The sequence below is a fragment of the Pseudomonas sp. PB105 genome (genome assembly GCF_009764655.1).
In the GTDB taxonomy this organism is placed as follows: Bacteria; Pseudomonadota; Gammaproteobacteria; order Pseudomonadales; family Pseudomonadaceae; genus Aquipseudomonas; species Aquipseudomonas cyclaminis.
Genome location: NZ_RWIO01000025.1, coordinates 49,970 through 70,146, shown reverse-complemented (window position 1 = coordinate 70,146; position 20,177 = coordinate 49,970). Strand labels below are relative to the sequence as shown.

General features: G+C 60.5%; 16 protein-coding genes and 4 tRNA genes. 10 read left to right on the top strand and 10 right to left on the bottom strand.

Features of this window, described 5'->3' with window-relative positions; translation table 11 throughout:
• Positions 1 to 230: 230 nt before the first annotated feature.
• From preA to hydA, 3 genes are all read right to left on the bottom strand, one after another.
• Positions 231 to 1,505: an NAD-dependent dihydropyrimidine dehydrogenase subunit PreA gene (preA, locus tag EJD88_RS03415; RefSeq protein ID WP_099586629.1), complete on the bottom strand. Its 1,275-nt coding sequence runs from the start codon at positions 1,503 to 1,505 to the stop codon at positions 231 to 233.
• On the bottom strand, positions 1,505 to 2,872 hold the full coding sequence (locus tag EJD88_RS03410) for an NAD(P)-dependent oxidoreductase (RefSeq protein ID WP_112196022.1): 1,368 nt from the start codon (positions 2,870 to 2,872) through the stop codon (positions 1,505 to 1,507). Before EJD88_RS03410 ends, preA begins: the two co-directional genes overlap by 1 nt.
• 160 nt (positions 2,873 to 3,032) lie before the next feature.
• On the bottom strand, positions 3,033 to 4,472 hold the full coding sequence (gene hydA / locus EJD88_RS03405; protein ID WP_158876823.1) for a dihydropyrimidinase: 1,440 nt from the start codon (positions 4,470 to 4,472) through the stop codon (positions 3,033 to 3,035).
• 590 nt (positions 4,473 to 5,062) lie between these two features.
• Between hydA and EJD88_RS03400 the strand changes: the two genes are divergently transcribed.
• The 4 genes from EJD88_RS03400 (at position 5,063) to EJD88_RS03385 (ending at position 8,856) form a co-directional block, all read left to right on the top strand.
• Positions 5,063 to 6,544, top strand: coding sequence for an NCS1 family nucleobase:cation symporter-1 (locus EJD88_RS03400; protein WP_158876821.1), 1,482 nt, complete (start codon positions 5,063 to 5,065; stop codon positions 6,542 to 6,544).
• A gap of 25 nt (positions 6,545 to 6,569) precedes the next feature.
• Positions 6,570 to 7,853, top strand: a complete 1,284-nt coding sequence (locus tag EJD88_RS03395) for a Zn-dependent hydrolase (RefSeq protein WP_158876819.1) — start codon at positions 6,570 to 6,572, stop codon at positions 7,851 to 7,853.
• A gap of 195 nt (positions 7,854 to 8,048) precedes the next feature.
• On the top strand, positions 8,049 to 8,432 hold the full coding sequence (locus EJD88_RS03390; protein WP_256673661.1) for a polymorphic toxin type 44 domain-containing protein: 384 nt from the start codon (positions 8,049 to 8,051) through the stop codon (positions 8,430 to 8,432).
• Positions 8,410 to 8,856 (top strand): hypothetical protein, encoded by a 447-nt coding sequence (locus EJD88_RS03385; protein ID WP_099586634.1) that lies wholly within the window; start codon positions 8,410 to 8,412, stop codon positions 8,854 to 8,856. Before EJD88_RS03390 ends, EJD88_RS03385 begins: the two co-directional genes overlap by 23 nt.
• Positions 8,857 to 8,920: 64 nt before the next feature.
• Here EJD88_RS03385 and EJD88_RS03380 read toward each other — a convergent pair whose 3' ends face one another.
• From EJD88_RS03380 to EJD88_RS03365, 4 genes are all read right to left on the bottom strand, one after another.
• Positions 8,921 to 9,379, bottom strand: coding sequence for a transposase (locus tag EJD88_RS03380; RefSeq protein WP_158876817.1), 459 nt, complete (start codon positions 9,377 to 9,379; stop codon positions 8,921 to 8,923).
• 241 nt (positions 9,380 to 9,620) lie between these two features.
• Positions 9,621 to 11,033, bottom strand: a complete 1,413-nt coding sequence (locus tag EJD88_RS03375; protein WP_158876815.1) for an efflux transporter outer membrane subunit — start codon at positions 11,031 to 11,033, stop codon at positions 9,621 to 9,623.
• A complete protein-coding gene (locus tag EJD88_RS03370; protein WP_158876813.1) occupies positions 11,017 to 12,186 on the bottom strand; it encodes an efflux RND transporter periplasmic adaptor subunit in 1,170 nt (389 codons plus the stop codon). Before EJD88_RS03370 ends, EJD88_RS03375 begins: the two co-directional genes overlap by 17 nt.
• Positions 12,176 to 15,397: an efflux RND transporter permease subunit gene (locus tag EJD88_RS03365; RefSeq protein ID WP_158876811.1), complete on the bottom strand. Its 3,222-nt coding sequence runs from the start codon at positions 15,395 to 15,397 to the stop codon at positions 12,176 to 12,178. Before EJD88_RS03365 ends, EJD88_RS03370 begins: the two co-directional genes overlap by 11 nt.
• A 195-nt stretch (positions 15,398 to 15,592) precedes the next feature.
• Here EJD88_RS03365 and EJD88_RS03360 point away from each other — a divergent pair, with 195 nt between their 5' ends.
• Positions 15,593 to 16,003 carry a hypothetical protein gene (locus tag EJD88_RS03360; protein WP_158876809.1) on the top strand — a complete coding sequence of 137 codons (411 nt, stop codon included), beginning with the start codon at positions 15,593 to 15,595 and terminating at the stop codon, positions 16,001 to 16,003.
• On the opposite strand, the gene EJD88_RS26965 is transcribed toward EJD88_RS03360, so the two are convergent.
• Entirely contained in the window at positions 16,000 to 16,152 is a 153-nt protein-coding gene (locus EJD88_RS26965; RefSeq protein ID WP_178075418.1) for a hypothetical protein, read from the bottom strand. The two genes, EJD88_RS03360 and EJD88_RS26965, sit on opposite strands and share 4 nt — an antisense overlap.
• 211 nt (positions 16,153 to 16,363) lie before the next feature.
• Here EJD88_RS26965 and EJD88_RS03355 point away from each other — a divergent pair, with 211 nt between their 5' ends.
• Positions 16,364 to 17,026, top strand: a complete 663-nt coding sequence (locus tag EJD88_RS03355; protein WP_112196015.1) for a C39 family peptidase — start codon at positions 16,364 to 16,366, stop codon at positions 17,024 to 17,026.
• Between the two features lie 39 nt (positions 17,027 to 17,065).
• Here EJD88_RS03355 and pbpG read toward each other — a convergent pair whose 3' ends face one another.
• On the bottom strand, positions 17,066 to 17,989 hold the full coding sequence (gene pbpG / locus EJD88_RS03350; protein ID WP_099586641.1) for a D-alanyl-D-alanine endopeptidase: 924 nt from the start codon (positions 17,987 to 17,989) through the stop codon (positions 17,066 to 17,068).
• A 206-nt stretch (positions 17,990 to 18,195) separates the two neighbouring features.
• Complete coding sequence (gene folD, locus EJD88_RS03345) at positions 18,196 to 19,050, bottom strand: bifunctional methylenetetrahydrofolate dehydrogenase/methenyltetrahydrofolate cyclohydrolase FolD (protein WP_095184382.1); 855 nt, start codon at positions 19,048 to 19,050, stop codon at positions 18,196 to 18,198.
• 275 nt (positions 19,051 to 19,325) lie between these two features.
• Here folD and EJD88_RS03340 point away from each other — a divergent pair.
• The 4 genes from EJD88_RS03340 (at position 19,326) to EJD88_RS03325 (ending at position 19,805) form a co-directional block, all read left to right on the top strand.
• Positions 19,326 to 19,402 (top strand) — tRNA-Arg (locus tag EJD88_RS03340).
• A gap of 32 nt (positions 19,403 to 19,434) precedes the next feature.
• A tRNA-His gene (locus EJD88_RS03335) sits at positions 19,435 to 19,510 on the top strand.
• 57 nt (positions 19,511 to 19,567) lie between these two features.
• A tRNA-Leu gene (locus tag EJD88_RS03330) sits at positions 19,568 to 19,652 on the top strand.
• A 77-nt stretch (positions 19,653 to 19,729) separates the two neighbouring features.
• Positions 19,730 to 19,805 (top strand) — tRNA-His (locus EJD88_RS03325).
• Positions 19,806 to 20,177 lie beyond the last annotated feature (372 nt).

Genomic DNA, 20,177 nt, shown 5'->3' with positions numbered 1-20,177 from the left:
CGAAGCAGCCCCATCAAACCCACCGCGTTTTTTCAGAAAAACCAAGTTGCCTGGTTTTGGGGCTGCTGCGCAGCCCAGCGCGGGACAAGCCCGCTCACCACAGAGTTATGTATAAGCCTTTGAGAGTTGTGTAGATACCTATGCCTATCGGGGGCAAGCCCCCTCCCACATGTGACCGCATTTAGCCAATTGTGTGGGAGGGGGCTTGCCCCCGATAGCGATCTAAAGGACTACACAGCCTCCCTGTAGGGATTCCTCGGATCCTGGGTCCAATTCAAAAACGGCTTGCCCGTGTCGATGGGCACCATCTCAATGCAGTCCGCCACCGGGCAGGTGATCTGGCACAGGTTGCAGCCCACGCACTCATCATCGATCACCTCGTATGCATGCGTACCATCCGCCTGCTTCAAGCTGGCGATGGCCTGGTGTGACGTATCCTCACAGGCAATATGGCAACGCCCGCACCCAATACACGCGGCCTGGTCGATCTTGGCGATCACCTGGTAGTTGATGTCCAGGTACTTCCAGTCCGTGGTATTGCCCACAGCCCGCCCGGAAAAGTCCTGCAAGCTGGTGTAGCCCTGGCTGTCCATCCACCGCGACAGCCCGTCCTTCATCTCTTCAACGATACGAAACCCGTGCAGCATTGCCGCCGTACACACTTGCACCGCGCCGCAACCGAGGGCGACGAATTCTGCCGCGTCGCGCCAGTTGCCAATGCCGCCAATGCCGCAGATCGGCAGGCCTTGCGTCTGCGGGTCGCGGGCGATTTCCGCAACCATGTTCAGGGCAATCGGCTTGACCGCCGAGCCGCAGTAGCCGCCGTGGGTACTTTGCGTACCGACGACGGGCAGGGCGACCATGCGCTCCAGGTCCACGCTGGTGATGGAATTGATGGTGTTGATCAGCGACACCGCATCCGCCCCACCGCGATACGCCGCCCGCGCCGCCACCCGGATGTCGGTGATGTTTGGCGTGAGCTTGACGATCACCGGCAGTGAGCAGTAGGTCTTGCACCAGCGCGTCACCTGTTCAACATATTCCGGCACCTGGCCTACTGCTGCGCCCATGCCGCGCTCGGGCATGCCGTGGGGGCAACCGAAGTTCAGTTCGATACCGTCACAGCCAGTGGCTTCCACCAGCGGCAGGATGTTTTTCCAGGACTCTTCGACACACGGCACCATCAGCGACACGATCAACGCGCGGTCGGGCCAGTCCTTTTTCACCTGGGTGATTTCCCGCAGGTTGATCTCCAGGGAGCGGTCGGTGATCAGCTCGATATTGTTGATGCCCAGCACTTCACGGTTGGCGCCGTAGTGCGCCGAGTAACGTGACGACACGTTGACCGCCGCCGGGTCTTCACCCAGGGTTTTCCACACCACGCCGCCCCAGCCTGCCTCGAAGGCGCGGACCACGTTGTAGGCCTTGTCGGTGGGCGGCGCGGAGGCCAGCCAGAACGGGTTGGGGGCTTTGATACCGGCGAAGACAATCGAGAGATCGGCCATTACGCGGCCTCCACAGTCAGCATGAGTTGGGCGTGCATGGCTTCGGCGGCCAGCTTGCCGTGTTGCACCGCTTGTACGGTGAGGTCCTGGCCGAGGCTCACGCAATCACCTCCCGCATACACGCCGGGAATGCTGGTGCGCAGCTGTTCGTCGACAAAGATTCGCTCGCCCACGCGATGCAGTTGCTGGGCCAGTGGATCGTGTAACGCTGCGCCGTCAAACCCTTGCCCGATGGCCTTGAAGATCGCATCGGCAGCCAGTTCGAAGCTCTCGCCGGTGGGGTGCAGGCGGCCGTTTTCCATGTGTGTGCGCTGGAAGCGCATACCGCGTACGTGGCCCTGGTCATCGAGCAGCACTTCTTCAGGCTGGGCCCAGGTCAACAGGCGCACCTGATTGGCTTTGGCGATGTCCTGTTCATGGTGCGTGGCGCCCATGTCCGCCAGGCCGCGACGGTAGACGAGGTTGACATCGCGGGCGCCGAGGCGGGCCATTTGCACGGCCATGTCGATCGCAGTATTGCCGGCGCCGAGCACGATGCAGCGGTCGGCCAGTGGCAGTTGGGTCAGGTCATCGGCCTGGCGCAGTTCGCGGATGTAGTCGGTGGCGGCGAGCAGGCCGGGGGCGTCTTCGTGGGGCAGCCCCAACTGTTTGCTGGCGGCGAGACCCAGGCCGAGGAATACCGAGTCGAATTGCTGGTGCAGTTCGCTCAAGCTGAGGTTATCGCCCAGGCGCTGGCCGTGGCGGATCTCGATGCCGCCGATCTGCAGGAGGAAATCCAGTTCCTTCTGGGCAAAGTCATCCACCAGTTTGTATTTGGCGATCCCGTATTCATTCAGGCCGCCGGCTTTTTCGCGGGCTTCGAAAATCACCACGTCATGGCCATGCAAAGCGGCGCGATGGGCGCAGGCCAGGCCGGCCGGGCCGGCGCCCACCACGGCGATGCGCTTGCCGGTTGTCGCGGCGCGCTGGAAGGGGTGTTCGCTGAAGTGCGCATTGTCGATGGCGTAGCGTTGCAGCAGACCGATCAGCACGGGCGCGCATTCTTCGCTGTTGTTGCGCACGCAGGCTTGCTGGCACAGGATTTCCGTCGGGCAGACCCGTGCGCAGCTGCCGCCGAGGATGTTGGCCGAGAGGATTTTCTGCGCCGCGCCTTGGACGTTTTCGGTGTGGATGTTGCGGATGAACGACGGAATATCGATGTCGCTGGGGCACGCGTTCACGCAGGGCGCGTCATAGCAGTACAGGCAGCGCGAGGCTTCCAGTTGGGCCTGGCGGGCGTTCAGGGGCGGCGCCAGGTCGGTGAAGTGGCTGGCGAGGGTTGCGCCATCCTCATGGGGATGGGGGAGGTGGGTCAGGGTCTGGATCACGGTGGTGGCCTCACGGTTATTGAGGTGCTGCCTCTGATGGGCATTGTTTTTTTGTTGCCTGTGCTGGCCTCATCGGGGGCAAGCCCCCTCCCACATTTGACCGCGTTTTTCCAATTGGAATGAGATCAGTGTGGGAGGGGGCTTGCCCCCGATAGCGGTCTCAGCGCTTCACAGCAACCGGCCTGGCATGCTCAGCCCGCTTGCTCAACTGCTCGAACACCGACGGATACGCCGGCCGTTCCACATAGCGCCCGGCACCGCGCTCGGCGCGCAGGTCGCCATCGGCCCAAACCAGTTTGCCCCGGCTGATGGTATGGCTCGGCACGCCGCGCACGGTCTTGCCTTCGAAGATGTTGAAGTCGACGTTCTGGTGGTGGGTTTTGGCGGAAATGGTCCGCGTGCCCTCGGGATCCCACAGCACCAGATCGGCATCGGCACCCACACGGATGGCGCCTTTGCGCGGGTACAGGTTGAAGATCTTCGCGGTGTTGGTGGAGGTCAGCGCAACGAATTCCTGCATCGACAGGCGCCCGGTATTGACGCCTTCGTGCCATAGCAGCGCCATGCGGTCTTCGATACCGGCGGTGCCATTGGGAATCTTGCTGAAATCGTCTCGGCCCGCAGCTTTCTGCTCGGCGCAGAAGCAGCAGTGGTCGGTGGCGGTGGTGTGCAGGTTGCCGGATTGCAGGCCATGCCACAGCGCTTCCTGATGCCCGCGTGGGCGGAACGGCGGGCTCATCACATAGCCGGCGGCGGTTTGCCAGTCGGGGTGCTGGTAGACACTGTCGTCCAGCAACAGGTGGCCGGCCAGCACTTCGCCGTACACCGCCTGGCCTTTGCCACGGGCATAGGTGATTTCATCCAGCGCTTCCTGGGTGGAGACGTGCACCAGATACAGTGGCGTGCCAATGGTCTCGGCGATGCGGATCGCGCGGCTGGCCGCTTCGCCTTCCACCTGGGAGGGGCGCGACAGTGGGTGCGCTTCCGGCCCGGTGATGCCCTGGGCCATCAACTTGCGTTGCAGGTGATACACCAACTCGCCGTTTTCCGCATGCACGGTGGGCACTGCGCCTAGCTCAAGGCAGCGTTCGAAGCTGGCGACCAGGGTATCGTCGGCCGCCATGATCGCGTTCTTGTACGCCATGAAATGCTTGAAGCTGTTGATGCCGTGATGGCTGACGAGCTCGGCCATTTCCTCACGCACCTGTTCGCTCCACCAGGTGATCGCCACGTGAAAACCGTAGTCTGACGCCGATTTTTCGGCCCAGCCGCGCCACTGGTGAAACGCTTCCATCAAGGACTGCTGCGGGTTGGGAATCACAAAATCAATGATGGACGTGGTGCCGCCGGCCAGACCCGCTGCCGTGCCACTGAAGAAGTCTTCACTGGCCACGGTGCCCATGAAGGGCAATTGCATGTGGGTATGGGGGTCGATGCCGCCGGGCATCAAGTATTGGCCGCTGCCATCAAGTATCTCGGTGCCGGCGGGAATCTCCAGATCCGTGCCAACGGCGCGAATCAGACCGCCTGCGCACAACACATCGGCGCGGTAACTTTCATCATGGGTAATAACGGTGGCGCCACGGATCAACAGCGACATGTCGAGTTCCTCAAAGGCTTGACCGGCTTGTGCCAGTTCTAAGTGTTGTAATGCTGTCGCCGAGCGGTGGTTAATTCCTGTCATCGGTGACAGGAATAGAAACTAGCCCGAGTTTTTCGATAGAGCAAGAATATTTTTTATAAGCTTATTAATTTTATATGTAATTGATTTATAAGGATAAAAAATCAATATCACCAAAATGTAGCGGGCTCTCACCATTTTGACGCACTTGACAGGTTCTCAATATGAGCAACATTTCTTATTGCAAATCAGACGCTTGAGATATGCCTCTTGACGGGCCAGGGAAATAAAAATAATTGTGTTGCACCAGATTGAGTCCTGACAGTTCGGGCAACTTCCACGTTATCCAGCCTGAGTCGCGTGGCAAGTACCCTAGGTTCAATCGGAAAGCTGATTAACATCAGTCAGTTAAATAAGCGGTAAGGGTATGGCGGCGGTTTTCGGCACGGTTATTGAGTGCAGGAACGGCTGGCCGGGCCCGTGATGTCATGTTGTTTACGAGGTACTCCGGCCACCTGCATCAACCCCGCAGGTGAGCAACAATAATTCGAAAAAACCGTGGAGCGGCCATGCAACAGAACAGATCGCAAGTTATTGAGCGCAACGGCCTGTACGAACTCGACGCCGGCCCCGACGTCCTCGACAGCCCTCGCTACAACCACGACATGGCACCCACCAAGGTGCACGAACGCACTTGGAACAAGTGGCACATCACCGCGCTGTGGGTCGGCATGTCGATCTGCGTGCCCACGTATACATTGGGCGGCGTGCTGACTGCTTACTTTGGATTATCAGTGGGCGAGGCGCTGGTCGCGATTCTGCTGGCCAATATCGTGGTGCTGATCCCGCTGACCCTTAACGCCTTCCCCGGCACCAAGTACGGCATTCCGTTCCCGGTGTTGTTGCGCTCGTCCTTTGGCATCCTCGGCTCCAACGTGCCGTGCTTGATTCGAGCGCTGGTGGCCTGTGGTTGGTTTGGTATCCAGACGATGTTTGGCGGGCTGGCGATTCACCTGTTCCTGGGCTCGATTTTCGAGGGGTGGAAGTCCCTCGGCGGTACCGGTGAAGTGATTGGCTTCATGATCTTCTGGTGCCTGAACTTGTGGGTGGTGTTGCGCGGCGCCGAGTCCATCAAGCGGCTGGAGACCTTGTCCGCACCGCTGCTGGTGGCGGTGGGGGTTGGCCTGCTGGTCTGGGCCATGCCGAATGTGTCGATCAGCGAATTGATGGCGATCCCGCCCAAGCGCCCGGAAGGGGCGAGCCTCACCGGTTATTTCATGGCGGGCCTTACCGCGATGGTCGGCTTTTGGGCCACCTTGTCGCTGAACATTCCCGATTTCAGCCGCTACGCCAAAAGCCAGAAGGACCAGATCCTCGGGCAGATTTTCGGCCTGCCGCTGACCATGTTCCTGTTCGCCGCCCTCGGCGTGATCATGACCGCCGCGTCGGTGAAACTGGTGGGCGTCAGCGTGTCCGACCCGGTGACCCTGATCGGGCATATCCAGAGCCCGGTCTGGGTCGCTATCGCCATGGCGCTGATCATCATCGCGACCTTGTCCACCAACACGGCGGCGAACATCGTCTCGCCGACCAATGACTTCCAGAACATCGCGCCCAAGCTGATCAACCGCACCACGGCGGTGATCCTCACCGGGTTCGTGGGGCTGCTGCTGATGGCCCATGAACTCCTGAAAAAGCTTGGGCTGATCGTCTCCGATGTGAGCCTGGAAACGGTCTATTCCAACTGGTTGCTGGGCTATTCCAGCCTGCTTGGCCCCATCGCCGGGATCATGGTGGTGGACTACTTCATCACCCGCAAACAGCAGCTTGACCTGGCGGGGCTGTACCGCGACGACGTGTACCCGGCATGGAACTGGAGCGGCTTTGTCGCCTTTGGCGTGCCGGTGGTGCTGACCTTGCTGTCGTTGGGCAGTGACGCGTTCAGCTGGTTCTACAGCTATGGCTGGTTTACCGGTTCGGCGTTGGGCGGGGTGTTGTATTACGGCCTCAATGCCCGGCGTGGAGCCAACCCGGTCGTTGTCAATTCATAAGAAACACAAGCCTGAGGAGATCCCCATGAACGCTGCCCTCGACGTTCTGCAATCGACCCACCTGCATATCAACCGCGACCGCTTGTGGCAGTCGCTGATGGACCTGGCCAAGCTCGGCGCCACCCCCAAGGGCGGCGTGTGTCGCCTGGCCCTTACCGACCTCGACCGCAAGGCCCGCGATCTGTTTGTGCAATGGTGCGTAGACGCCGGTTGCACGGTGACCGTCGACGGCATCGGCAATATCTTCGCGCGCCGTCCTGGCCGTAATCCCGACCTGCCGCCGGTGATGACCGGCAGCCATATCGACACCCAGCCCACGGGCGGCAAATTCGACGGTTGCTTTGGCGTGTTGGCCGGCGTGGAAGTGCTGCGCACCCTCAATGACCTGAAAGTGGAAACCGAAGCACCGCTGGAAGTGGTGGTGTGGACCAACGAGGAAGGCTCGCGCTTCCCGCCGTGCATGATGGGCTCCGGCGTGTTTGCCGAGAAATTTACCCTCGCCGAAACCCTGGCCAAGGTCGATGCACAGGGCGTCAGCGTGGGTGATGCGCTGAATGCGATTGGCTATGCGGGCACCCGGCCCGAAAGTGGGCACAAGGTCGGTGCGTATTTCGAGGCGCATATCGAACAAGGGCCGATTCTGGAGGATGAGAAGAAAACCATCGGCGTGGTCCTTGGCGCCCTCGGGCAAAAATGGTTTGACCTGAAACTGCGCGGCGTTGAGGCGCATGCCGGGCCGACGCCGATGCACCTGCGCAAGGATGCGCTGGTGGGCGCAGCAGCGGTGGTGGCGGCGGTGAATGCGGCGGCGCTGGGGCATCAGCCCCATGCGTGCGGGACCGTGGGTTGCCTGCAAGCGTACCCGGGATCGCGCAACGTGATTCCTGGCGAAGTGCGCATGACCCTGGACTTCCGTCACCTGGAACCGACGCGGTTGGATTCGATGATTGCCGAGGTGCGCAAGGTGATTGATGACACCTGCGCCAAGCATGGCCTGAGCTTTGAAATGGAGCCCACCGCAGATTTCCCACCGCTGTATTTCGACAAAGGCTGCGTTGACGCCGTGCGCGATGCGGCGAACGGGCTGGGTTTGTCTAACATGGACATCGTCAGCGGGGCAGGGCACGACGCGATCTTCGTCGCAGAACTGGGCCCGGCAGGGATGATTTTTGTGCCGTGCGAGGGGGGTATCAGCCATAACGAAATCGAGAATGCCGCACCGGATGATTTGGCGGCGGGGTGTGCGGTGTTGTTGCGTGCGATGGTGGCCGCTTCTGCTGCAATCGCCAGCGGCAAGCTAGCGGCCTGAAATGCGGGAAAGAATGTGGGAGCGTGCGGGGCGACAAAGTAAGCCTAGATTGTAGGAAAAAACGGCTCTGGTGATCACGTGCAAGGCGCGTCCTACTCTGTTGTACGAAGTTTCTGTTGCTGCGTTGTGTGCTCTACAGCTTGCTCTTCCAGTGTTAGTTTCCGCCGGGAAAATCTACTGCAAAGGAAGCATGTAATGCCAAATCCAATGCCGCCACCCGGTGTATCGCTCAGTGAAAATATGGCCACGGCCTTTCATAAAAAGAATGTGCTGAAGGCTGGGTCAGCATTTATGTACTCTTGGTTTTATACTCAAGTACGAAATCGTGGCCCTTGGGATTACAAACAGATTTCCAGAGAATATGAAGCGTTTGGGAACTTTCATTATGGCGCTGTTGGGGTAGCTGCCGGTTTCAGCGAAGAAGTGCTTTTGCGAGCCGCGGGCCTTGCCCAGAATAGGGCAGGCTCGGGCAATCCTGAGTTTGGTAAATGGTGGGCAGACGCTCCATTCGGTGACGATCCAATCGACCAATATTGGATCAAGGAAGGAATCAGGTATGCCCGGTTCAGGAACTACTAAAAGATCGCTGTATTCAGTTGTTACGACAATCCTGCTGCTGCTTTGCCTGGTTTACATCGGCGGCAGCTGGCTTCTTTCGGCGGGCCGCCCGCAACTGACTGAAGTGGTGCTCAGAGCGCCTCTGAACGCTGATGCATCGATCTACGGCGTCAAGGATGACCGTGGTGGCGCAACGGTTCCGTTCAGTTATCGATACTACGTTTACCGAACTTTAGCCAGCGACCGTGAAGTGTTGTCCGCGCTCAAAGAGGCGACTCCGTTTCTAATTACTCGTGACGCATCGGCCAAGGTTGTCACTCAGGGCAGCGAGATTATTGTCTCGGTCACGGGGGAGGTATCTGACTACCACAGCAGTACCTTGTATCGACATGCCGATGGCCGTGACTTCACTCCAGTCAGCGTTTTCCTCAATAGTCGGCCATAAACTTGATAATCTTGGCGGTCAGTCCGAAAGGGCTTGCTCACGATAGGGCGACTCGATCTGGAACCTATACCCAGATCGCATCCCACAATGGATAGTCGCCAATCTTCTCTACCAATCCCGCCCGCAATGGATTGGCTACCACATACCGGGCCATCTTCACCAAATCATCGTCCTTGCGCAGTGCTCGGTCGTGAAAGCTGCCTTGCCAAAGCCGGCCCTTGCGACCGCTTGCGCCGTTGACGGACCGCGTGCTTTTGGATTTCACCTGCCGCATCAGATCCGCCAGCGAACCTTTGCGTAGTTCGATGAGCCAATGAAAGTGGTCCGGCATGATCACCCATGCAAGGGACTTCGCCAGCCCTTGGTACTGCGCGAGGCGGAACTGCCAGACCACCAGGCGACCGAGGTGGAAGTCGTTGAATATCGGGATGCGTTCGTGGGTGTTGGTGGTGATGAGGTAGATGCGGTCTGGTTCGCTGAAGCGACCGATGCGCAGGCGGTGTGAAGCGGGTAGGTCAGGCATTCCTTGGCCTCTCTTTTGGGGTGTTTCAAGAGGCTAGGTTGGAGGACAAGGGATTGGTCGGCAGGCTTTTGGCAGGATGTGTCTGGGAGGGCGCCATCGAGGGCAAGTCGAATCGTCGCACCGCCCCTCCCACATTGGATCTGCGGTGTTCATACAATGTGTGTCTGGCGCAGGACAGTGTGGGAGGGGGCTTGCCCCCGAAGGCGGTATTTGACCCACCGCCGTCGGGGCCAGCTCTCCGTCACCTTTGCCAACCGCCGCCGAGTGCGGTCAAAAGCCCCACACTCGCCTGCAACTGCCGCGTCTGCACCGCCTGTAACGTCCTCTGCGCCTGCAATGCCGCTGTCTGCGCCGTCACCACATCCAGATAACTTACCGCGCCCGCCTGATAACTGTTCATTGCCAGCGCCTGGGTGTGCTGCGCCGCATCCGCTGCCGCTTGCTCATCCTGGGCCTCCTGCTGCAAATCCCGCAGTTGCGCCAGGTTGTCTTCCACCTCGCGTATGGCCTTCAACACCTGGCTGCGGTAATGCGCCGACGCCTCTTCAAACTCGGCTTTGGCCTGGCGTTCATTGGCGCTCAAGCGTCCGCCGTCGAAGATCGGCACATTCATCAGCGGCCCCAACGCCCAATAGCGATTGCCAGCGGACAGCAGGTTGCCAGCGCCTTGAGTCTGCCCGCCAATCAAGCCGGTCAAACTGAAGTCCGGGTACCAGGCGGCCTTGGCCACGCCGATGTTGGCGTTGGCGGCAAATACTCGACGCTCTGCCGCTGCAATATCCGGGCGCCGTTGCAACAACTGGCTCGGCAGTTGTGATGGAATCTGCGGTAGCGCGATCAACTGCCGGCTGGGCGGCAGTGAAAAATCACTCGCCGGCACGCCCACCAGTTCTGCGATGGCGTGCTCGGTAAGGTTACGTTGCCCCTGCACTTCATCCCGCTGCGCCTTGGCCTCGGCCAGTTGGTTCTGCGCACGGGTCAGGTCCAGTTCCGACGCGATCTGGCCTGCGTAACGACTGCGCGTCAGTTGCAGCGCTTGGCTGTAATCCTCCAGCGAGTTGTTGAGAATCCGGTCCTGTGCATCCAGCCCATTGAGCTGCACATACAGGGTCGCCAGTTGATGTTGCAGGCTCAGTCGCGCCACGGCCAGGTCATCGCCGGACGCTTGCACCTGGGCATCGCCCGCCGCGACCTGATTGCGGATTTTGCCCCACAGGTCCAAGTCGTAGCTCAGGGCAAACCCAGCGGTGTTGCTGTTGTACACCGAAGGCTGCGTCGTGCCTCGCAGCGGTCGTGAGTCCGATTGGCGTTGGCGCAACGGTTGCGCACTGGCGGTGATCTGCGGGAACAGTCCGGCGTGCAGTTGGCTGGCATAGGCCTGGGCTGCATCGAAGTGCGCCAAGGCCGCCGCGAGGTCCGGGTTGGCCGTGAGCAGTTGCTGTTGCAGGTTATCCAGTTGCGCGTCGTGGTAAAGCGCCCATCCTTGTGGCACCCGTTGATCGGCCGGTTGCGCGCTGTGCCATGGGCCATCGCGGGTCTGCTCGCGATACCCCGCGGGCAGGTCGATTGACGGCACTTTGTAGGTGGGCGCCATCGAGCAGCCTTGCAACGCCAATAGCACCAGTGCCGCAAGCGGTTTAAGCCTTGGGCGCATGGGCACCTCCAGCCGCTTCGGCCAATTGCACGGCGTCGCCTTCGCGCAGGGCATCTGGCGGATTGTCGACCACGCGGTCGGCAGGTTTCAGGCCCTGGTCGATCACCAGGCGTTCGCCCAGGTCGAGGCCAATGTGGATGGTTTGCAGGTGCACATGGTTCTGTCCATCCAGTAGCGCGACTTGGGTGCCTTGGGCGCGGAAGATCAGCGCGCTGGCCGGGATACTGACGCCATGGGTGTCGGCCGGAATCGGCAGCGTGGCTTCGGCGTAATCACCGGGCAGCAGCTGGTCGTCGGGGTTGTCCACCACGAACTGCGCGAGCAGGGTGCCGGAGCGGCGATCGATGGCGGTGGAGTCGCCAATCAGCCGCGCCTTGAAGTGCTCGCCAGGGTGTTCGGGCACGGTGAGCCGGGCTTCCAGGCCGGGGTGGATCACTGCCGCGTAGTTTTGCGGCACGGGGACGTAAAGGCGCAACTGGTGCGTATCGGCGATGTTGAATAACTCCGGATCACTGTCGCTGTCGGCCTTGATCAACTGGCCGATATCGGTGTTGCGCGCAGTGATGGTGCCGGCGAACGGCGCGCGAATGGTCTTGTAGCTTTCCAGCGCTGACAGGCGTGCGTAGTCGGCAGCAGCGGCTTGGACATTGGCGTTGGCGGCCGCGGCGTTGGAGGTTTTTTCATCGGCTTCCTGGCGCGACACGGAGTGGCTCGCCAGCAGGTTTTGCCAGCGCGTCGCGGTGGTCGCCGCGAGGCGTGCGTTGGCCTGTTCCTGCACCAGGCGTGCGTGGGTTTGCGCCAGCTGTTGATCGAGGTCCGGGCTGTCGATTTCGCCGAGAATTTGTCCGGCTTTGACTTGGCTGCCGATGTCCGCCTTCCAGTCCTTGAGGTAACCGCTGACCCGCGCATGAATCGGCGCTTTGCTCCACGCCTCCAGGTGCGCAGGCAGGCGCAAGGTGTCACCGGCCACGTTCTGTTGGGGTTGGAACACCATCACTTGGGGAATGGCGGCGGTCTCGGTCCAGGCCGTCACCGATTGCTCGTGTAGCGTGCGGGCATGCAGGCCGTTGGCGACCAACAGGGCGGCCAGGGTCAGGCCGCTGACACCCATGAGCATCAGGCGCTTGCGCGAGGGTTTGTGATCAGGCGACATGTGGGGTTTCTCCTGCAACTGCGCGAGTAGGGTGACGCCCGTGGACAAGGCTGAAGACCACGGGAACAAACAACAGGGTGGCGACTGTGGCGAAGATCAAGCCACCGATCACCGCTCGACCCAGCGGCGCGTTTTGCTCCTCGGACAGCGCCAGGGGCAACATGCCGATGATCATCGCCAGGGCCGTCATGCACACCGGGCGAAAGCGTGTGTAGCCGGCCTCCAGTGCGGCTTTCAACGCATCGCCATGTTCGGCCAGGCGCTCACGGCAGAAACTCACCACCAGGATCGAGTTGGCGGTGGCCACGCCCATGCACAGGATCGCGCCGGTCAAGGCGGGCACCGACAGCGAGGTGCCACTGAGGAACAGCATCCACACAATCCCCGCCAATGCTGCCGGCAACGCGGTGATGATCACGAACGGGTCGGCCCAGGATTGGAAATTGACGACGATCAGCAGATAGATCAGCACCACCGCACCGAGCAGGCCGAAGCTCAGGCCGCTGAAGGCTTCATGCAGCGCGTCGATCTGCCCGTGCAGGCTGATCGACGCGCCCTTGGGGCGCAGGGCCGCGGTGTCATCCAGCACCTTTTGCACGTCGCGGGCCACGCCACCGAGGTCGCGGCCTTGCACGTTGGCGTACAGGTCCAGGGTCGGCTCGATGTTGTAGTGGGTCACCACCGCCGAGCTTTGCACGCGAGAAATGGTAGCCACGCCGCCAAGGATTTGTGATTGGCCGTCGGCGCCGGTCACTGGCAAGGCTTCCAGCGACGGCAGGCTGTCGAGGCGATATTGCGGGGTGGCGGCGACGATGGAGTACGACACGCCGTTGGCCGGGTTGAGCCAGAAGGTCGGCGCGGTTTGCGAGCTGCCGGCCAGCGACGCGACCATGCTGTTGGTCACGTCGCGCTCGGTAATGCCCAGGCCGTTGGCGCGCAGGCGGTCGACATTCACTTGCAGCGACGGGTAGCCGGTGGATTGCTGGATACGCAGGTCGGCAATGCCCGGCACATGTTGCAGGCGGCGCTCAAGCTCTATGGCATACGCACGGTTTTCGGCATCGTTGCGCCCGGAAATTTTCACGTCCAGCGGGGCGGGTGCGCCGAAGTTGAGGATCTGGCTGCTGATGTCGGCGGGCAGGAAGGCGAAGTGGCTGCCGGGGAAGCTTTGCGGCAGCGCTTCACGCAGTTTTTTCACGTAGTCGGCGGTGGGCGCGTGGTGTTGTTTAAGGCTGACCTGGATGTCGCCATCCTGGGGGCCGATGGTGCCGCTGCTGCTGTAGGCCATGTCGATGCCGCTGAGCGGGATGCCGATGTTGTCGACGATGGTATCCAGTTCTGCGGCCGGGATTACTTCGCGGATCCGCGCTTCTATGCGGTCGAAGACGGCGGCACTTTCCTCGATGCGCGTGCCCAGCGGCAGGCGCACGTGAAGGGCGAGAGCGCCGGCGTCGGTGGCCGGGAAGAAGTCCTGGCCCAGGCTTGGCAGCAGCAGGAACGACGCCAGCACGCAGGCCAGGAAGCCGATGATAAAGCGCTTGCGATGACCCAGTGCCAGGGTCAACAGGCCGTGGTAAGTGTCGCGGGTATTCGAGAAATGGCGCTCGAAACCCTGCTGGAAATTCAGCACTGCTTGCAGCGCGCGATGGCGTGGTTGGGTGTGCTGCTCGCCCTCATGGTGATTGATGAAGTCGTCTTCCGGATGATGCCCGGCACCTTGCTCCGGCGTGTGTGGCTTGAGCAGGAACATCGCCAGCGTCGGCACCAAGGTGCGCGAGAGGACGAAGGAACTGGCCATGGCAAAAATCACCGCCAGGGCCATCGGCCGGAACAGGTAACCGGCGATGCCCTGCAGCATGAACATCGGCACGAACACGATGCAGATGCACAGCAGCGACACAAACGCCGGGCCGACAATTTGCGCGGCGCCGTCGAGGATCGCGGTCTTCACCGCCTTGCCTTGTTCCAGGTGCCAGTTGATGTTCTCGATGGTCACCGTGGCGTCATCCACCAGAATCCCCACCGCCAGCGCGAGACCGCCGAGGGTCATGACGTTGAGGGTTTGCCCGCTGACAGCCAGCAGCGCGATTGCCGAGAGCACTGCCAGGGGAATCGAGGCGGCAATGATCAGGGTCGAGCGCCAGCTGCCGAGGAACAGCAGGATCATTGCACTGGTCAGCAGTGCGGCGATGATGCCTTCCTGGGCGACGCTGCCCACCGATTGTTTGACGAATACCGAGGCGTCGCCCAACAGGGACGTCTTGAGCGACGGTGGCAGCGTCTCATTGATGCGCGGCAGCATTCCACGGATACCGTCGATGATCGACAGGGTGGAGATGCTGCCGTTCTTCAGCGCCGGCATCAGCACGGCGCGATGGCCGTCGACACGCACGATGTTGGTCTGCGGGGGCGAACCGTCGCGCACGTGGGCGACCTGGCCGATGGTGATCAACGCGCCGTCGACGGTCTTGATCGGCAGGTCGTTGAGTTCATCGATGGCCTTGGGGCTGTTGTTGAGCAGGATCGTGTATTCGTTGGGGCCGAGCTTGGCGGTGCCCACCGGGATGATCTGGTTCTGCAGGGCCAGGGCATTGCCCACGTCCTGCGCCGACAGGCCTTTGGCCGCCAGCGCCTGCGGGTCAAGGTCGAGGGTAATCTGCCGCTGCTTGCCACCCATCGGCGTGGGCATCGCCAGGCCGGGCAGGGCGCTTAACGGCAGGCGAATGTTGTTCTGCACCAGGTCGCGGATCCTGGCTTCCGACAGGCTCGGGCTGGAAAAGGCCATTTGCAGGATCGGCACCGTAGATGCGCTGTAGTTGAGGATCAGCGGCGGCGTGATACCCGGCGGCATCTGCTTGAGTACGGTTTGTGACACGGCGGTCACTTGGGCATTGGCGGTGCGAATATCGACGCCGGGTTGGAAGAATATTTTCACGATGCCCATGCCGGGCAGGGATTGCGATTCGATATGTTCGATGTCGTTGACGGTGGTGCTCAGGGAGCGTTCGTAGGTGTAGATCACCCGGCCGGCCATGGCGTCCGGCGACAGGCCGTTGTACTGCCAGACCACGGCGACCACAGGGATACCGATATCGGGGAACACGTCCGTGGGGGTACGCAGGGCCGCCATCGGCCCGATGATGCAGATGAATATGGCCAACACGATAAACGTGTAGGGCTTGTGCAGTGCGGTCTTTACCAGCCCGAGCATGCGTGAACCTCCGAGGGAGCAGGATTGCAAACCCCGGCAGTCTTGCCCGACCCACCTAACACGCACCTTTCAGCCAGGTGAAGGAACATTTAGGTACGGGCTGAAGATCGTTTCATATGGATTCATTTGTTCTACACAGGGCTGCTGGCCAAGCTTGTCACCCATCGGACACATCGTCTTTTTTGGAGCCCTGCCATGTCACTTAAACCACTGTTGTTGATCCCTGCTCTAGGTGCCGTATTGCTGTTGTCGGCGTGCGCCGGCCCGATCCCCAAGGCGGACCCGAGCGAGGCCTGGATTGGTCTGAGGGAGGAGGCGCCGAATGATTTGCTGGCCGAGCGCGTGGACGGCAAGCGCGTGGATGACGGGCGCTATTTCGAAGTGACGCCGGGGGATCATCGTCTGGACGTGACGCTTTACGAAGAGGAGCCGGGCGACGACAACCAGCGGGACTGCCAGGGCCGGGTCGAGTACCAGGGCTTCAAGGCGGGTGAACACTACACGCTGGTGGAGTCGAGCCTGGGCACGACCGTGCGCGCATCCTTGAAGGATGACCACGGCAAGGAAGTCGCGGCGACTCAGGACTTCAATTGCATGCCTGGCTAGGCGTGGTGTATCGCAGCCTTCAGCGGCTTGGCCGGTTTGACGTGGGGATGATGGTGCCGACGGGTAATGCGTAACACCCCCCACAACATGGCGCCGGCTACCGCCAGCCAACCGCAGATCAACATCACAATCGTTGTTGCAAGGCTCATTCAGGCCTCCTTTTACCCCGCAGGGGGCACACACAGTCTTCTCAATGGACAGTCTAGCTACCCGGCGGTTGCCTGCTATTGACCAATGGTCGTGTTCGTCCAACTTGTTTGCTCTATCCCAGGCGCCAGACCCCGGTTTTGGGCTATACCCGCGTGGCGTGGCGCCCTATGATCAGGACCCTTACCGGCAGTTGATCAAGAGAGTACAAAATTGCGGTTACGGTCGAACGTTAAATCATCCCTGTTGCTGGCCTGCGCCATGGGCCTTGCGGCCTGTTCCGGGCATCCGTCGAAACTGCCGGGCTTGCCGGAGCGCGTCGAACTCAATGGTGTGCCGACCTTTCGCAGCGAGGCTTATCAGAGCGGACCTACGGCGTTAGCCAGCATGCTGTCGCAACAAGGCATTGTCATGACACCGGGCTTGCTGGATAAACCACTGCGGTTACCGGGCGGCGAAGCGGACCTGGAGCGCAACATGCAGGTGCTGGCCCGTGAGTACGGGCTGATGGTGTATCCGCTGGATGCCAGGCTGACGGCCGTACTGGCGCAGGTGGCGGCGGGTTATCCGGTGATGGCGCGCGTCGGCGGCGGGCTTTGGTCGGATGCTCACTATGTGGTCGTGGTGGGCTTCAATCAGCAGAAAAGCACGGTGCTGCTGCGCTCGGGCATGGACCGGCGCTTGTTGATGAGCTTCAGCGACTTTGAATCGAAGTGGGCAAGCGCGGGGCATTGGGCGATCCTCACCCAGCGTCCGAGCCAGTTGCCGGCGAATGTGGATACCCAGCGCTGGCGCGACGCGGCGAATGCCACCGCCCAGGCCGGGCAGGAACGGGCGGCGGCGCAGGCGCTTAAAGTGTTGTCAGAAAGAAAGTAAAAAAAACGGCGCTCGATGCGCCGTTTTTTTATGCGCGGGTTATCGACGCACTTCTGCGGCGTTCGGGCGGTTCTTCAGATTCTTGTCGGCCTTGTAGCGCAACGCCACGTCCGGCACCGAGCCGCCTTTGCCGGTCTCGACCCAGCTGCGAATACGGCTGGCATCGGCGAAGTGGGTGAATTTGCCGAACGCATCCAGGATCACCAGCGACACCGGGCGATTGCCCATGCTGGTCACCAGCACCAGGCAATGGCCAGCCTGGTTGGTGAAGCCGGTCTTGGTCAGCTTGATGTCCCAGTTGGCGCGGTTGATCAGGTGGTCAGTGTTGGAGAAACCCAAGGTGTAGTTGGGCTTGCGGAATGCAACGGTCTTTTCCTTGGTGGTGCTCAACTGGCTGAGCAGCGGGTAGTGGCGTGCGGCAGCCAGCAGCTTGCTGAGGTCGCGGGCGGTGGACACGTTGTGGATCGACAGGCCAGTGGGCTCAACATAGTGAGTGCTGGTCATGCCCAGCGCCTTGGCCTTGGCGTTCATCGCCGCGATAAACGCCGGGTAGCCGCCCGGGTAATGGTGGGCCAGGCTGGCGGCGGCGCGGTTTTCCGAGGACATCAGGGCGATCAGCAGCATTTCCTTGCGGGGCATTTCGCTGCCGATTTTTACGCGAGAGAACACGCCTTTCATTTCTGGCGTGTCCTTGATGTTGATGTCGATGTACTCGTCCATGTTCTGCTTGGCTTCGAGCACGATCAGGCCGGTCATCAACTTGCTTACCGACGCAATCGGCACCACTACATCGGGGTTGCTGGCATAGATGACTTTATTGGTTTGCAGGTCGACCAGCATGGCGCTGCCGGACGCGATCTGCAGTTTGGACGGATCGCGCGGTGCCTGGGTGGATTCGGCGGCGTGCGCAAAGGTGCCTGTGAAAGCAAAAAATAGGCTGACGATAGAAAGACGAATTTTCACGCGGATGAACTCGCTAAAAAGTAGGAAATACCGTTGAGTAACGGTTTTTTTGATAAATGCCGTTACATTTTAGGAGTATGGACGATGGACTGTCGAATGTTCTTCTAAAACCAGACGAAAGTGCTTAAAAACTAAGAAAAAACAGGTTTTTTTCGGGCAATAAAAAGCCCTGCGATAAGGCAGGGCTTTTTCAGTACGCCTGGTTATTAACCGTGGAGGGTTTCTGCGGCGTACAGGGTATTTTCCAGCAGGCAGGCACGGGTCATCGGGCCAACGCCGCCGGGCACCGGGGTGATCCAGCCGGCGCGGGGCAGGGCAGTTTCATACACCACGTCGCCTACCAGCTTGCCGTCTTCCTGGCGGTTGATGCCCACGTCGATAACAATCGCGCCTTCCTTGATCCACTCACCCTTGACCAGGCCCGGCTTGCCGGCGGCCACGACGACCAGGTCCGCGCGACCAACGTGGCCGGCCAGATCCTTGGTGAAGCGGTGGGTCACGGTCACGGTGCAGCCGGCCAGCAGCAATTCCATGGCCATTGGGCGGCCGACGATGTTGGAGGCGCCCACGACCACGGCGTCCAGGCCATAGAGGTCGACACCGGTGCTTTCCAGCAGGGTCATGATGCCTTTTGGTGTGCACGGGCGCAGCAGCGGGATGCGCTGGGCCAGGCGGCCGACGTTATAAGGGTGGAAACCGTCGACGTCTTTGTCCGGGCGGATGCGCTCCAGCAACTTGGACGCGTCCAGGTGCTCGGGCAGTGGCAGTTGCAGAAGGATGCCGTCGATCGCCGGGTTGTCGTTGAGGCCATCGATCAGGTCGGTGAGCGCCTCTTGGGTGGTGGCGGCAGGCAGGTCGTAGGCCTTGGATATAAAGCCGACCTCTTCGCAGTCTTTACGCTTGTGCGAGACATAAACCTGAGAGGCAGGATCGCTGCCGACCAGGATCACCGCGAGGCCCGGTGTGCGCAGGCCTTGCTGGCTGCGCTCGGTGACTCGTTTGGCGATCTGCTGGCGCAGGCTGGCGGCGATTGATTTGCCGTCGATAAGTTGTGCAGTCATTACGCGTGATTAACCATCGAGAGGGGGAGGAAAAGTGCGCGCATTCTCGCACGCCACGGCGCGAGGGCAAAGGCGCTTGGTCTGCAAATTGGCCTAACCCCTTAAATAAAATGAATTTTTTTCAAAAAAGATTTGACGGGTTTCCAGGCCCTCTATACTATTCGTCGCACTTGTCGGGCACAGCCTAGCACTGGTTAAGAAGGTCGAGCAGAATTGTTGTACTGCGAGGCTGGAAGCACTTAGTTTGTAATCCTCCAAGAGTACAGATTAATAAGGCGCCCGTAGCTCAGCTGGATAGAGCATCCGCCTTCTAAGCGGATGGTCGCAGGTTCGAGTCCTGCCGGGTGCGCCATTAGGCAGCTTTGGCACAAGTAGCGTTATATGGTGGGCGTAGCTCAGTTGGTAGAGCACGGGATTGTGACTCCCGTTGTCGAGGGTTCGATCCCCTTCGTCCACCCCATATTTTGAAAAGGCGCCAGATTAATCGTCTGGCGCCTTTGCTTTAAGAGCTTCAAGCGCGGATGTGGTGGAATTGGTAGACACACTGGATTTAGGTTCCAGCGCCGCGAGGCGTAAGAGTTCGAGTCTCTTCATCCGCACCAATTAAAGCTTTGCCAGGCCGTCAGGCGAGGTAGGGTTCAACAAAGAAGATGTTCGAGTTCTTTGTTAATGCAATATGGTGGGCGTAGCTCAGTTGGTAGAGCACGGGATTGTGACTCCCGTTGTCGAGGGTTCGATCCCCTTCGTCCACCCCATATTTGAAAAGGCGCCAGATTAATCATCTGGCGCTTTTTTTTGCATCCGAAAAAGCTGGGGCTCGTTTCTGCGGGCATTTGCGGGCATTGAGCCGCGTGAGGATTCGCGGATTCCGGGTGTCAAGAAAAAAACAAGCATTCTCAATGCCTTGGCGTTAGAATCGTTGCCGGTTTTGAACGTGTAGAACTGATGCTCGGCTATATAGAGGTCAGCACCGCTATTAAATAGCGATAACGGCGCAGTACCTGAAAAAGGGCTGTGCCGTTTTTGTTTGAGCGTTTCGAGTTTCCAGGGCAGGGCGCTTCGTCGTATTTGTGTTTCGCGATGCTGCGGCCGGCCTGTCGGTCTTGCTTGCAAGGTCGGCGGTCAGG